Below are 13,210 nucleotides of genomic sequence, written 5' to 3' on the forward strand. Positions count from 1 at the left end.
CCGTTTTCGGGACCAGGACCTCTGCCCGGTGTTGCTTCGGCTCGCCTGCAGAGGTTCTTTTGTTAAGAGAATTCCAAACGTGCGTTTGAATCGCTTGCAGGTTCGCGACGCGCGTCCGGCTTCACCGGGAGACTGCCCTCCCATCTCTCACGGGGATTCTTCGTGTCCAAACGCAGAGTAGTAGTCACCGGCCTGGGGCATGTGTCTCCGGTCGGCAACGATGTCGCCACCGGCTGGGCCAATCTGTTGGCCGGCAAGAGCGGCATAGCCAGGATCACTCGTTTCGACGCCAGCGACATGGCTTGTCAGATCGCCGGCGAGGTCAAGGACTTCGACATCGGCCAGTACATCTCGCCGAAGGAAGCGCGTCGCAGCGACTTGTTCATCCACTTCGGCATCGCCGCGGCCCTGCAGGCCGTCGCCGACTCCGGACTGGACGACATCTCCGATCTGGACAAGACGCGTGTCGGCGTCAACATCGGTTCCGGCATCGGCGGCCTGCCGCTGATCGAGGATACCGGCGTGGCGTTGATGGAGGGCGGTCCGCGCAAGATCGGTCCGTTCTTCATTCCGGGCTCGCTGATCAACCTGATCGCCGGCCAGGTGTCCATCCTGAAGGGCTACCAGGGGCCGAGCTACGGCATCGTGTCCGCCTGCACCACCGGCGCGCACTGCATCGGCGACGCCGCTCGCCTGATTCAGTACGGCGACGCCGACATCATGGTGGCCGGCGGCGCCGAGGGCGCGGTTTCGCGCCTGGGCATCGGCGGTTTCGCCGCGATGAAGGCGATGTCCACCCGCAATGACGATCCGGAAGCCGCTTCCCGTCCGTGGGACAAGGGGCGCGACGGTTTCGTGATGGGCGAGGGCGCCGGCGTGCTGGTGCTGGAAGAATACGAGCACGCGGTCAAGCGCGGCGCCAGAATCTACGCCGAGCTGATCGGCTTCGGCATGAGTTCCGACGCGCACCACATCACCGCGCCGAGCGCCGAGGGCCCGGCCCGCGGCGTAGCCAACGCGCTGCGCGACGCCGGCATCAACGGCGACGCGGTGCAGTACGTCAACGCGCACGGCACGTCCACTCCGCTGGGTGACGCCAACGAGACCACCGCGCTGAAGATCGCCTTCGGCGACCATGCCAAGAAGCTGGTGGTCAACTCCACCAAGTCGATGACCGGCCACCTGCTGGGCGGCGCCGGCGGTGTGGAGGCGATCTACACCATTCTGGCGATCCACAATCAGGTGTCGCCGCCGACCATCAATATGGTCGAGCAGGATCTGGAGTCCGGTTGCGATCTGGATTACGCGGCCAACACCGCGCGCGACATGAAGATCGAGGTGGGCATTTCCAACTCCTTCGGCTTCGGCGGCACCAACGGCACCCTGGTGTTCAAACGGGTCTGATCGCCTCCGCGGGCGATTGACAGTGCGAACCGCTGCGTTACACTCGCAGCGGTTTTCTTTTTTTCGCCGCCGCTCAAGGCGGGCGGCGAGGTTGCAAATCAGTGCCGGGCCTTGCCGGCCCAGGACGGCGGATGTTTACCCAGAAACTCGATTTCATTCCCGATCTGCTGGCGCTGCATGCCGCAGACCGCGAGCACTTTCCCTACCTGATGCAGTCGTCCGGCGACGGCGGCTGGGACATGCTGTTGATGCAGAGCGAGCGGCGCCTGTTCTCCGGCGGCGAGGGACAGGCCTTTTTCGACGAGGTGCGCGGCTTCCGGCCGCAGCCGGTGTCCAATCCGCACGGCCTGCCCTTTGTCGGCGGCTGGTTCGTTTACCTGGCCTACGATTTGCTGTCGGAATTCGAGCCGCATGTGCCGGCCGCCTTGCCGGACAGCTTCCCGCTGGCGGTGTGGGCGCGCGCGCCGGCCGCGGTGCTGGTGGACCGCGCGAAGCGCGAGGCCTGGCTGGTCGGCGAGACGGCCGACGACTGGCACGCGCTGGAGCGTCTGGTGGCGGCCAGGCCGGCCTTCGACCCCAGGCCGGTGGCGCTGGCCGGATTGGAGGAAGACCCGCCCGAGTGGTATACCGACGCGGTGCGGCGGCTGAAGCGCTACATCTACGACGGCGACGTGTTCCAGGTGAATATCTCGCGCGGCTGGCGCGCGCAGCTGGCCGGGGAGCTGAGCGCGCCCGATCTGTATGCCGCGCTGCGCCGCGCCAATCCGGCGCCGTTCTCGGCGCTGGCCGATTTCGGCGACGCGCAGATCGTCAGCTCGTCGCCGGAGCGGCTGGTGCGGGTGCGGGACGGTTGGGCCGAGACCCGGCCGATCGCCGGCACCCATCCGCGTTCGAAGGACCCGGCCGAGGACGCCGAGCTGAAGAAGCGGCTGATCAGCAGCGTCAAGGAGCGCGCCGAGCACGTGATGCTGATAGACCTGGAACGCAACGACCTGGGTCGGATCAGCCGGCCGGGCACCGTCGAGGTCAACGAGCTGATGGCGGTGGCCAGCTACGCCTACGTCCATCACATAGAATCCAATGTCCGCGGCCAGCTGCGCGACGACGTCGCGCCGGTCGACGTGCTGCGCGCGCTGTTCCCCGGCGGCACCATCACCGGCTGTCCCAAGGTGAGGACGATGCAGATCATCCGCGAACTGGAGAACAGCGCCCGCCGCGCCTATACCGGCAGCCTCGGCTACCTGAACCGCGACGGCACGATGGACTTCAACATCCTGATCCGCACCTTCATGCAGGAAGGGAGCAAGCTGCGTTTCCGCGCCGGCGGCGGCATCGTCGCTGATTCGGATCCCGAGCGCGAATTGATGGAAACCCGCCACAAGGCGCGCGGCCTGCTCAGGGCGCTGGGCGTGGAGCAGGCCTGATGGCGATGCTGGTCAACGGCCTGCCGGGCGAGTCGGTGTCGGCGCTGGACCGCGGCTTCAACTACGGCGATGGCGTGTTCCGCACCATGCAGCTGCGCCATGGCCGGCCGTGGATGTGGCGCTGGCAGTACGCGCGGCTGGCCGACGACGCGGCGCGGCTGGCGCTGACGCTGCCGGACGAGCAGCAGCTGCTGGACGAGTTGATGGCGCTGGGGCGGGAGTACCCGTTGGCGGTGGGCAAGATCGTGATCAGCCGCGGCGTCGGCGCGCGCGGCTACGCGATGACCGGCGCCGGCGCGCCGACGCGCATCGTGTCGGTGACGCCGTGGGACGGCTATCCGGCCGAATGCGGCGAGCGGGGCGTGACCGCGCGCTGGTGCGAATTGCGCCTGTCGCTGCAGCCGCGCTTGGCCGGCGTCAAGCACCTGAACCGGCTGGAGAGCGTGCTGGCGCGTTCCGAGTGGAGCGATCCGGCGATACGGGAGGGCCTGCTGCTGGATCAGGACGGCTGGCTGGCCGAGGGCACGATGAGCAATGTCTATCTGCTGCGGGACGGGGAGATCCAGACGCCCTTGCTCGATCGCTGCGGCGTGAACGGCGCCGTTCGGGATTGGTTGACAGGCAATGTTTCGAATTTCGGACTGAAATTTTCTGAAAAGCGACTTTCCGCCGCCGATCTGATTGACGCTGAGGCGGCCTTTCTCTCCAATAGCCTGATCGGCATCTGGCCGCTGGCCCGCCTGGGCGAGCGAGTCTGGCTGTCTTCACCTTTGCTGCAGGCATTGCGGCAAGCCTTACTACAACAAGCCTGATGCATGGCGCCGGGGAACGTCGGCGCGATGTTCCGCTTGCCGCGCCGGCCGGCCCCTTCCATCTTCCGAATCGACCCGATCGCGCCGGAGCGGACGGGTTTTGTCCGGCGTCGCGCCAAGCGCGGCGGGCTGGATAACCCGGAAGAGGTTGCCTGTGAAATTGATCCTGAAACTGCTGGCCGGCATGGCGGTCGGCCTGCTGCTGGGCCTGTACGCGCCCGGTCCGCTGCTGACGCTGCTGCTGACCTTCAAGGGTTTGTTTAGCCAGTTCATCGGCTTCATGATCCCGTTGATCATCGTGTTCTACATCATGAGCGGCATCGCCGCGCTGGAGACCGGCTCCGGCCGCATGCTGGGCTGGACCGTCGGCCTGGCCTATGCGTCCACCGTGCTGTCAGGCGCGCTGGCTTTCGCCGCGGCGTCGACCCTGCTGCCGCAATGGCTGGGCGCGGCCGCCGCGGTGCCGGCCGCCGCGGCCAAGCTGTCCCCGCTGTTCAAGCTGGAGATCAAGCCGCTGTTCGATGTGATGACGGCGTTGATGCTGGCCTTCGTCTTCGGCCTGGGCATCGTCGCCACCGGCGCGGCGCGCTTGCGCGAGATCGCCGAGCAGGGCAAGGACATCGTCGAGATGGTGCTGGCGCGCGTGCTGGTGCCGTTGCTGCCGGCTTACATCGCCTGCGAATTCGCCGACATGGCCGCCGCCGGCACCGCCTTCGCCACGCTGAAGACTTTCGGCGTGGTGCTGCTGATGGCCATCGGCCTGCACTGGCTGTGGCTGGCCGCGCTGTACGGCGCCAGCGGCGCCTTGTTGGGCCGCAATCCGCTGTCGCTGCTGCGCGCGATGCTGCCGGCCTATTTCACCGCGCTGGGCACGATGTCGTCGGCGGCCACGATACCGGTGGCGCTGCGCTCGGCCGGCAATATGAAGGTCTCGCCGCCGGTGGTGAATTTCGTGATGCCGCTGTGCGCCACCATCCACCTGTGCGGTTCCACCATCACCCTGGTCAGCTGCGCCACCGCGGTGATGTTGATGAGCCATGGTCTGGAAGTACCGGGCTGGGACGTGATGCTGCCCTTCATCCTGTTGTTGGGCGTGACCATGGTGGCTGCGCCGGGCGCGCCCGGCGGCGGCGTGATGTCGGCGTTGGGCATCCTGTCCAGCGTGCTGGGTTTCCCGGAAGCCAGCCTGGCGCTGATGATCGCCCTCTATCTGGCCCAGGACAGCTTCGGCACCGCCTGCAATGTGGCCGGCGACGGCGTGGTCGCGCTATGGGTCGATCGCCTGTCCGGCCGGACCAAGGCGCCGGCCGGCGAAACGGCCGCGCAGCGCGTTTGATGGTGATTTGTTAAGCAGAACAAGTGATTTGGGGCGACCGGCGGTGGCGGGTATATTCCATCCCTTACCGTTTTCCTTTCCCGCGGGGTTAGAGCCTGTTCACGATCTTTTTGCGGCATCGGCGGTTTTCTGCCGGATGCAGGGCGCGGAAAACGGCTCGCCGCAGTGTCGCTCACTGCAAGAGACGTTTGACAACGCCATGCGCCGGCAGAAGGCGGCCCCGAAGGGCAGCCCATCGCAGGAGGTCATCTGCCGCGTTGTCGGGCTAGGCCTTGGAATCACCAAGGCCTACGCCCTCCGCCTTGCATCTGGCCTCCTGCGTTGGGCTGCGCTGCTCGCAAAAAGATCGTGAACAGGCTCTTAAGGCGCAAGGTTTCGGTTTCTCTCGTTAGTCGTGTTTTTTGGCCGGGCTCTCGCCCGGCCTTTTTCTTGTCGTAGCCGCAAAGAGACTTCGAGCAGGCGCTTATATCTGTTGGAACCATTCCTCGTGAACCGGCATCGTCAAGTCGCGACGCCGCCGCGCCGGCAGCCAGGCGGCGCGGAAGGCCTCGCGGTCGACGATGTCGGAATAGACCTCCATCCAGGTGTCGGCGTCGTCGCAGCGGCGCAGCAGCTGGCCCGGCCAGCCGGCGGCGGCCAGTTCGGCCTGCAGCGCCGCCAGCCGCCCGCGGACGGCGTCGTGGTCGGATTCGATCTTGAAATAGCAATACAGCGTGGCGGTCATCGCGTTCTCCGGACGGCGGGCTGGCCTGGTCGGCAAAATTGTTTATGATAGACCTTCGCGCCGCGCCGGTGGCGGAACAGCAAAGGGGGAGCAGGTGCAGCAGCAGATAGACACGCTGGTGGTGGCGGGCGTCGGCCTGATCGGCGGCTCGTTCGCGCTGGCGCTGAAGCGCGCGGGCCGGGTGAAGACCGTGATCGGCGTCGGCCGCACGCTGGCCAATCTGGGGAAGGCGCTGGCGCTGGGCGTGGTCGACGAGATCAGCCAGGACATCGCCGCCGTCGCGCATCGCGCCGACGTGGCGCTGCTGGCGTCGCCGGTGGGCCAGATGGGCGCGTTGATGGCGGCGCTGGCGCCGGGCCTGAGGCCGGGCGCCGTGGTCACCGACGGCGGCAGCACCAAGAGCGATGTGGCGGCGCTGTACCGCCAGCACCTGCCCGGACATCTGCGCTGGTGCGTGCCGGCCCACCCGATCGCCGGTTCCGACCTGTCCGGCGCGGCCGCCGCGCAATACGGCCTGTACGAAAACCGCCGCGTGGTGCTGACGCCGCTGGAGGAGACGCTGCCTCAGGCGGCGGACACGGTGGCCGGCTTGTGGCGGGCCTGCGGCGCCGAGATCCATGCGATGAGCGCGGCCGAGCACGACGCGGTGTTCGCCAGCGTCAGCCATCTGCCGCATTTGCTGGCCTTCGCCTATGTCGACCAGGTGGCGGCTAGGGCCGACGCCGAGCGCTGTTTCGATTTCGCCGCCACCGGCTTTCGCGATTTCACCCGCATCGCCGGCAGCCATCCGGAGATGTGGACCGACATCAGCCTGGCCAACCGCGACGCGCTGCTGGCCGAACTGGCCGATTACCGCGCCGGTCTGGATCGGATGGCCGCCTTGCTGGAAGCCGGCGACGCCGCCGGCCTGAACCGGCTGTTCGGCGAGGCGCGCGCCGCGCGCACGCGCTGGCACCAGCAATTCCTCCGGAGAGGATAGCGAATGAGCGGCAAAGTGGTCTTGATCACCGGCGGCACGCGCGGGATAGGCGCGGCCGCCACGCGATTGCTGGTCGCCGCCGGCTGGCGGGTGGCCGCCAACTACCATTCGGACGAGGCCAGCGCGGCCGCGCTGAAGGACGAGCTGGGGGAGGCGGTGCAGCTGTTCCGCGCCGACGCGTCCGAGGAGAAGGCCGTCGTCCGCCTGTTCGACGACGCGATGTGCCATTACGGCCGGCTGGACGGCCTGGTCAACAACGCCGGCGTCACCGCGCCGATGAGCCGGCTGGAGGACTACAGCGCCGAGCGGGTGGAGCGGGTATTGCGCGTCAATGTGCTGGGCCCGGTGCTGTGCTGCCGCGAGGCGGTGCGGCGGATGTCCACGCGCCATGGCGGCGACGGCGGCGCCATCGTCAATGTCTCGTCCGCCGCGTCGCGGCTGGGCTCCGCCGGCGAATACATCGATTACGCCGCCAGCAAGGGGGCGATCGACACGCTGACCCTGGGTCTGGCGCGCGAAGTGGCGGAAGAGGGCATACGCGTCAACGCGGTGCGCCCAGGTTTGATCGCAACCGACATCCACGCCGCCAGCGGCGAGGCGGGCAGGGTGGCCCGACTGGCGCCGACGGTGCCGATGCGGCGTGGCGGCCGGCCGGACGAGGTGGCCGAGGCCATCGTCTGGCTGCTGTCCGACGCGGCCTCGTTCTGCACCGGCAGCCTGCTCGACGTGTCGGGCGGGCGCTAGCCCCCGGCGACGCTGGCCAGGAAGTTGGCCACCAGCGGCGAGTCGTCGTCGCGGCGGGTGGCGATGCCCATGGCCAGATAGGCGCCGTCGTCGGACAGCGGCACATAGCGCACCGCCGGTATCTGCACGCATTCGAGAGGAGAGGGCAGGATGGCGATGCCGACGCCGGCCGCCACCAGGCCGATCTGGGTGATCGCCTCGCCCGCCTCCTGCACCATTCTCAATTCCAGGCCGTTCTGCAGCGCCAGCTGGCGCACCACGTCGCTGAGGCCGGAACCGGATCCGCGCGGGTAGCCGATCAGCGGCTCGCCGGCCAGCCGGTTCAGCGCCAGCGTTTTTTCCGCGGCCAGCGGATGGACGCTGGGCACCACCGCCAGCAACCGGTCGCGATGCAGTTCCTCCACTCGGATCAGCGGGCTGGGCGCCGGGCCGTTGAAGCGGACGAAGCCCAGGTCCAGCTGGCGGCGTTCCAGCGCGTCGAATTGGCCGGCGGTGAACATTTCGCTCAGCGTCAGCCTGACCGCGGGGTAGTCGCGACGATAATGCTGCAAGCTGTGGTGCAGGATGGGCGTCAGCGGTAATGAGGAGGTGAAGCCGATGCGCAGCTCGCCGGTCTCGCCGTCGGCGGCGCGGCGCACGGCGGCGGCCGCCGCCGCGCTGTCGGCCAGGATCTGTCTTGCGCGCGGCAGCAGTTGCAAGCCGGCGGAGGTCAGCTCCACCTTGCGCTGGTGCCGGCGGAACAGCGGCGCGCCCAGCTCCGCTTCCAGCGCCTGGATCTGCTGGCTCAGCGGCGGTTGGCCGATATGCAGCCGCTCGGCGGCGCGGGTGAAGTGCAGTTCCTCGGCGACGGCGACGAAATAGCGCAGGTGGCGCAGCTCCATTTGATACTTTTAAAGTATTAATCTTGCCTGAAATATATATTGGACCGTAGTAATGGCCAAGCCTAAGCTGATGGTGTCGCAAGCTTCATCGAGATTTTCGCCGTGTCCGCCCAAGTCCCCGTCGCGTCCTTGTCCCCGATTCCCGCCCCCGCCGCGCCGGCCGGCAAGCTGCATGCCGGCACGCCGGCCTTCCGCGCCACCGCGCGCGCGATGTTCGTCGGCGGCTTCTGCACCTTCGCGATGCTGTACGGCACCCAGCCGCTGATGCCCTTGTTCGCCCACGACTTCGGCCTGACGCCGGCCGCCGCCAGCGGCGTGGTGTCGATGTCCACCGGCGCGCTGGCGCTCAGCCTGATCCCGGCCAGCCTGCTGTCCGACCGCTTCGGCCGCCGCGAACTGATGAACGCGGCGCTGGCGCTGGCGTCCTTGCTGATGCTGTCGTCGGCCTTCGTCGGCGGCTTCGGCGCCTTCCTCTTGCTGCGCGCGCTGTTCGGCATCGTGCTGGCCGGCCTGCCGGCGGTGGCGATGGCCTATCTGAGCGAGGAGGTCGACGGCAAGTCGCTGGGCCACTCGATGGGCCTCTACATCGCCGGCAACGCGCTGGGCGGCATGTGCGGCCGTTTCCTGGCCGCGGTGCTGGCCGATCACTTCGGCTGGCGCGGCGCGGTGCTGGCGCTGGCCTTGATCGGCTGCGCCGGCGCCTGGCTGTTCTGGCGCAGCTTGCCGCCGTCGCGCCATTTCCAGCCGAGGCGGCACGACTTCGCCCGGATGCGGAGCGAGCTGGCCGCGATCGCCGGCGACGGCGGCCTGCCGTGGCTGTTTCTGGCCGCCTTCCTGCTGATGGGCTGCTTCGTCAGCCTGTACAACTACCTGGGCTTCCGCCTGCTGGCGCCGCCGTTCAATCTGAGTCAGAGCCTGCTGGCGCTGGTGTTCTCGCTGTACGTGGTCGGCATCTGGGCCTCGGCCTGGGTCGGCAGGCTGTCGGACCGGCTGGGCCGCCGCAATGTGCTGTGGCTGATGGTGGCCGCGATGCTGGCCGGTCTGGCGCTGACGCTGGCCGACAGCCTGTGGCTGCTGGCGCCGGGCATCGCGCTGTTCACTTTCGGCTTCTTCGCCGCCCATTCCGTCGCCAGCAGCTGGGTCGGGCTGCGCGCGCGCCGGGGCCGGGCGCTGGCGTCGGCCTTGTATCTGAGTTGCTACTACCTCGGCTCCAGCCTGTACGGTTCGGTGTCCGGCCTGATGTGGGGCTATGGCGGCTGGCCCGGCGTCGCGCTGGCGCTGACGGCCGGCCTGGCCTTGCTGCTGGCGGCCGCGCTGTGGCTGCGCAGACTGCAGCCGCTGCCGGCGGCCTAGCCGCCCGTCGCTTCGCGCGCGATGGCCTCCACCAGGTCCATCACCCGCGAGCTGTAGCCCCATTCATTGTCGTACCAGTACATCAGCCTGGCATGGCGTTGATGCTGCACGGCGGTCCAGCGCTGATCGACGATGGCGGAGTAGTGGCTGCCGCGGTAGTCGTTGGATACCAGCGGCTCGCTGCCATTGCGCAGAATCGGCAGCGTCTGGCGCTGCTCGGCCTGGCGCAGCAGGGCATCCAGCTCGCGCGCGCCGGTCGGCCTCTCCAGCTCCACATCCAGCACGGCGGAGCAGACGATATTGGTGGGCACCCGGTAGGACAGCGCCTGCAGCTTTTGCGACAGGCCGGGCAGCACCGCGTCGGCGGCCTGCAGCGCGCTGGTGGTCTTGGGGATCAGGTTGCCGACGGCGGCGCGGCCCAGCGCGAAGTGCGACTGCAGCGCGTCGATGCCGGCGGTCAGCGCCGGTCCGTCCTGCAGGCGCTGCTGGCCCAGCCACGGATGCAGCGTCAGCAGATAGCCGCGCGCGATGCCGAAATGCCGTTGCAGCAGCGCGGCGACCGGCGCCAGCGCCACGGCGTCGCAGATGCTGGTGGCCAGGCGGCGCTGCCGGCGCGGATCGAAGGCGTGCTCGTTGACGCCGAACACCACGGTGGAAACCTCGGGGTGCGAGACCGCGTGGGTAGTGACGGTCCAGCCGGAAAACGCCCGCCAGGCGGCCAGCCGCGCCGGGTTGCCGATGTCGCCGGAGGCGTCGATCAGCACGTCGATTCCGTGCTCCAGCCACGGCGCGGCGGTGACGTCGGCGCAATGCGACAGCGCGATGGCCTGTTCGCCGACGGTCAGCCGCCGGCTGGCGAAGCCTATCCGCTCCGGCAGCGGGCCGTGGATGGAGTCGTATTTCAGCAGATAGGCCAGATTGGCGGCATCCTGCTGCACGTCGTTGATCAGCACCAGGTCGAACAACTGGCGCTGCTGGTTGATGCGGAACAGGGTGCGGCCGATCCGGCCCAGTCCGTTCAGGCCGACTTTCAGTTTTCTCATCGAGATTTTCCTGCGAGGGTGGCGACGTTTTTAGTCGAATTGCAGATCCTTGGCGCGGGCGAAGGCTTCGTAGATGAAGGGCATTTCGAAGCCGCGCCGTCGTAGCGCCGACTGGCGGATGGACACCATCGATTCCTTGCCGGCCATTACCGGCAGCCGGGCGATCGGCGTGCCCCGCGTCAGCGCATAGGCCATCCGGGCCGCTTCCCAGCCCTGCTCGTAACCGGCGGTGGCCACCGCCATCATCGCGCCGTCCTGGGTGGCGGCGGTGCTCAGGCCCAGCACCGGAATCTTGGCGTTGCGCTCGGTCCAGCCCATCACTTCAGCCGCGGGCACGAATGCCTTGGCGCCGGGTTCGCGCCGCAGCTGGCGGTAGTCGCTGACCAGGATGAAATCGGCCACGGCGGGCGCGCGCAGCACCAGCGTCTTCCAGTCGTCGAAGGTGTCGGCGCTCAGCGGCGGCACCCAGCGGATGTAGCGCCATTTGTCCAGGTAGTCGCGGTATTCGAACAGGCCGGCGGCGAAGTCGAACGACTTGTCTCCTATCAGCAGCGAGCGCGGTTTGTCCGGGCCGCCGCCGATATCGCCCCATAGCGTGCGCAGCGTGTCGTCGACGGCGCGCAGCGGCTTGCGCTCCAGAATGCCGGTGACGTTGTCCGCCTTGTCGTAGCCGTAGGCCTGCGGACGGCTGTTGACGCCGGCGAACACGATCTTCAGCCGGGCGTCGCCGCGGTAGCGCGTGCCGACCAGTTGCTGGGCGATGTCGTCGAGCAGAATGATCACGTCCGGCTTCCAGCGCGCGATCGCGTTGACGGCGCCGGCGGCGGCGGCGCGGCGGAAGTCGTCGTCCTGGTGGCGTTTCAGGTCCAGATAATGCCAGCGCAGCGAGACTTCCGGATGCCGGTCGAAGAAGCGGTTCAGGCCTTCGTTCTCTTCCTTGACCCAGCTGTAGTCGGCGTCGTAGCTGTGGATGATCAGGATGCGGGCGCTGTGGAGCTTGTGCGCGACGACCAGCGCGGCGAAGCCGAGCGCGAAGGCGAATTTGGCGGCGAGGAGCAGGCGCTTGATCATACGATGTTCAGCCAGGACCAGAAGGGAAGGGAGACGAACAGGGTCAGCGCGCGCGCCAGCGTCATCGCCAGGTTGTAGCGCAGCAGCAGGCTGCGGTCGTAGCCGGTCGGCGCCGCCAGCTGGCCGTCCAGGTACAGGTGGTATGGCGACTGGTACGGAAACTGGTAGGCCTCGCACATGGTCAGCACGGCGAAGCCTATCAACCATTGCGACACCCCGGCGGCCTGCGCCAGCGGCAGCAGCAGCGTCAGCAGCAGGATTTCGGCCACCAGTTCCGGCAGCGCCAGCCGCAGCAACACGCAAGCCGGACACAGCAGGGCCAGGAAGGCGGGCAGATCGGACTTCATCAAGGCGCCCAGGCCGCCCAGCGAGGCGGCGATCTGGCCGTCTATGCCGGTGATGTCCATGATGGGCGCCCAGGAAAGGATGGCGCCGACGAAGATCAGCGCCGACCAGTCCACGCGCTGGTTCAGGTCTTCGTTGCGCAAGGCGCCGAACAGCAGCAGGGCCACCAGGACGGCCAGCGCCAGCCACGGGATGTCCACCCTGTGGTAGGGCGCGCTCAGCGTGCCGATCAGGATCAGGCCGATGGCGGCCAGCGCGCCCCATTCCGTCCGGCTCATCGGTCCCGGCGTCCCGGCCCGCCGCTGCGGCAGAGTATCCGGCATCCCCGGCGGCGCCGGATAGCAGAACAGCAGCCGCATCGTCGCGAAATGCGCCGCCAGCAGCAGCGCGCCGGCCAGCGAGGCCGCGCACAGCCACGGCAGCCAGTCGAAGGCGAACTGGGTCTGGCTGTCGAGCAGGCCGAATGCCAGCAGATTGGCCGGCTTGCCGGTCAGGCAGACCGCCGCCGCCAGGCTGACGCCGCCGACGGCGCTGGCGAACAGGCCGGCCGCGGCGTCGCGGCGCTTGCCGCCGGCGTCCACCAGCATGGACAGGAACGGCGCGACGATGGCGCCGCGCGCCAACTGCGACGGTATCAGCGGCGTCAGCGCCAGGCCGTACAGGCACAGGCCGGCCTGCCGCCAGCCCGGGGTGTCCGGCACCTGGCGCAGCATCCACAGCGAGACGCGGCGGGTCAGTCCGGATTTGGTCATCAGCGCGCCGATCGCGAACACGCTCAACAGCATGAAAAAGCCGTTGGAGGCGAAGCCGGCGGCGGCCACCGAGGCCGGCGCGATGTCGAACAGGATGACGGCCAGCAGCGCGAACAGCGCCGGGACGAAGGCCGGCACCAGCTTGAATATCCACATGGCCGAGGTTCCGGCCAGAATGCCGATGAAGACGGCGCCGTCGTGCGGCGTTCCCTGCCGCAGCGCGCACCACCAGGCCAGCGGCGGCATGGCGATGGCCGTCAGCCAGCCGGCCAGCTCCAGCCAGGCGCGCTGGTTTTCAGAAAGATGATTGTCGTCGGGAATGGGCATCGTGATGGTCTGAGA

General features: G+C 68.3%; 12 protein-coding genes. 7 read left to right on the plus strand and 5 right to left on the minus strand.

What is annotated here, in order from left to right; translation table 11 throughout:
* Positions 1–162 precede the first annotated feature (162 nt).
* From fabF to CXB49_RS04530, 4 genes are all read left to right on the plus strand, one after another.
* On the plus strand, positions 163–1,404 hold the full coding sequence (gene fabF / locus CXB49_RS04515) for a beta-ketoacyl-ACP synthase II (protein WP_101707274.1): 1,242 nt from the start codon (positions 163–165) through the stop codon (positions 1,402–1,404).
* 131 nt (positions 1,405–1,535) lie between these two features.
* A complete protein-coding gene (locus tag CXB49_RS04520; RefSeq protein WP_101707275.1) occupies positions 1,536–2,828 on the plus strand; it encodes an aminodeoxychorismate synthase component I in 1,293 nt (430 codons plus the stop codon).
* On the plus strand, positions 2,828–3,640 hold the full coding sequence (gene pabC, locus CXB49_RS04525) for an aminodeoxychorismate lyase (RefSeq protein ID WP_101707276.1): 813 nt from the start codon (positions 2,828–2,830) through the stop codon (positions 3,638–3,640). Before CXB49_RS04520 ends, pabC begins: the two co-directional genes overlap by 1 nt.
* A 154-nt stretch (positions 3,641–3,794) precedes the next feature.
* Positions 3,795–4,976, plus strand: a complete 1,182-nt coding sequence (locus tag CXB49_RS04530) for a dicarboxylate/amino acid:cation symporter (RefSeq protein WP_101707277.1) — start codon at positions 3,795–3,797, stop codon at positions 4,974–4,976.
* 463 nt (positions 4,977–5,439) lie between these two features.
* Here the strand turns inward: CXB49_RS04530 and CXB49_RS04540 are convergent, their stop codons facing one another.
* Positions 5,440–5,700, minus strand: coding sequence for a DUF4936 family protein (locus CXB49_RS04540; protein ID WP_101707279.1), 261 nt, complete (start codon positions 5,698–5,700; stop codon positions 5,440–5,442).
* A gap of 94 nt (positions 5,701–5,794) precedes the next feature.
* Between CXB49_RS04540 and CXB49_RS04545 the strand changes: the two genes are divergently transcribed.
* On the plus strand, positions 5,795–6,679 hold the full coding sequence (locus CXB49_RS04545; protein WP_101707280.1) for a prephenate dehydrogenase/arogenate dehydrogenase family protein: 885 nt from the start codon (positions 5,795–5,797) through the stop codon (positions 6,677–6,679).
* A gap of 3 nt (positions 6,680–6,682) precedes the next feature.
* Positions 6,683–7,423, plus strand: coding sequence for an SDR family oxidoreductase (locus tag CXB49_RS04550; protein WP_101707281.1), 741 nt, complete (start codon positions 6,683–6,685; stop codon positions 7,421–7,423).
* On the opposite strand, the gene CXB49_RS04555 is transcribed toward CXB49_RS04550, so the two are convergent.
* Entirely contained in the window at positions 7,420–8,304 is an 885-nt protein-coding gene (locus tag CXB49_RS04555; protein WP_101707282.1) for a LysR family transcriptional regulator, read from the minus strand. The two genes, CXB49_RS04550 and CXB49_RS04555, sit on opposite strands and share 4 nt — an antisense overlap.
* Positions 8,305–8,406: 102 nt before the next feature.
* Between CXB49_RS04555 and CXB49_RS04560 the strand changes: the two genes are divergently transcribed.
* Complete coding sequence (locus CXB49_RS04560; protein ID WP_369826546.1) at positions 8,407–9,657, plus strand: MFS transporter; 1,251 nt, start codon at positions 8,407–8,409, stop codon at positions 9,655–9,657.
* Here the strand turns inward: CXB49_RS04560 and CXB49_RS04565 are convergent.
* Genes CXB49_RS04565 through CXB49_RS04575 form a run of 3 tightly spaced genes read right to left on the minus strand, consistent with a single transcriptional unit; the run spans position 9,654 to position 13,195 of the window.
* A complete protein-coding gene (locus tag CXB49_RS04565; RefSeq protein ID WP_101707283.1) occupies positions 9,654–10,700 on the minus strand; it encodes a glyceraldehyde 3-phosphate dehydrogenase NAD-binding domain-containing protein in 1,047 nt (348 codons plus the stop codon). The two genes, CXB49_RS04560 and CXB49_RS04565, sit on opposite strands and share 4 nt — an antisense overlap.
* A 30-nt stretch (positions 10,701–10,730) precedes the next feature.
* On the minus strand, positions 10,731–11,771 hold the full coding sequence (locus tag CXB49_RS04570) for an ABC transporter substrate-binding protein (RefSeq protein ID WP_158300608.1): 1,041 nt from the start codon (positions 11,769–11,771) through the stop codon (positions 10,731–10,733).
* Entirely contained in the window at positions 11,768–13,195 is a 1,428-nt protein-coding gene (locus tag CXB49_RS04575) for an SLC13 family permease (RefSeq protein WP_101707285.1), read from the minus strand. The genes CXB49_RS04570 and CXB49_RS04575 overlap by 4 nt, the downstream gene beginning before the upstream one ends.
* Positions 13,196–13,210: the final 15 nt, after the last annotated feature.

Origin of the sequence: Chromobacterium sp. ATCC 53434 (assembly GCF_002848345.1) — a bacterium.
Classification (GTDB): domain Bacteria; phylum Pseudomonadota; class Gammaproteobacteria; order Burkholderiales; family Chromobacteriaceae; genus Chromobacterium.

Bases quoted from the DNA above. Each gene is read 5' to 3' on its own strand.
- CXB49_RS04540 (WP_101707279.1), bottom strand. From the start codon at position 5,700: ATGACCGCCACGCTGTATTGCTATTTCAAGATCGAATCCGACCACGAC.
- pabC (WP_101707276.1), top strand. From the start codon at position 2,828: ATGGCGATGCTGGTCAACGGCCTGCCGGGCGAGTCGGTGTCGGCGCTG.
- CXB49_RS04575 (WP_101707285.1), bottom strand. From the start codon at position 13,195: ATGCCCATTCCCGACGACAATCATCTTTCTGAAAACCAGCGCGCCTGG.
- CXB49_RS04570 (WP_158300608.1), bottom strand. From the start codon at position 11,771: ATGATCAAGCGCCTGCTCCTCGCCGCCAAATTCGCCTTCGCGCTCGGC.
- CXB49_RS04565 (WP_101707283.1), bottom strand. From the start codon at position 10,700: ATGAGAAAACTGAAAGTCGGCCTGAACGGACTGGGCCGGATCGGCCGC.
- CXB49_RS04520 (WP_101707275.1), top strand. From the start codon at position 1,536: ATGTTTACCCAGAAACTCGATTTCATTCCCGATCTGCTGGCGCTGCAT.
- CXB49_RS04555 (WP_101707282.1), bottom strand. From the start codon at position 8,304: ATGGAGCTGCGCCACCTGCGCTATTTCGTCGCCGTCGCCGAGGAACTG.
- CXB49_RS04550 (WP_101707281.1), top strand. From the start codon at position 6,683: ATGAGCGGCAAAGTGGTCTTGATCACCGGCGGCACGCGCGGGATAGGC.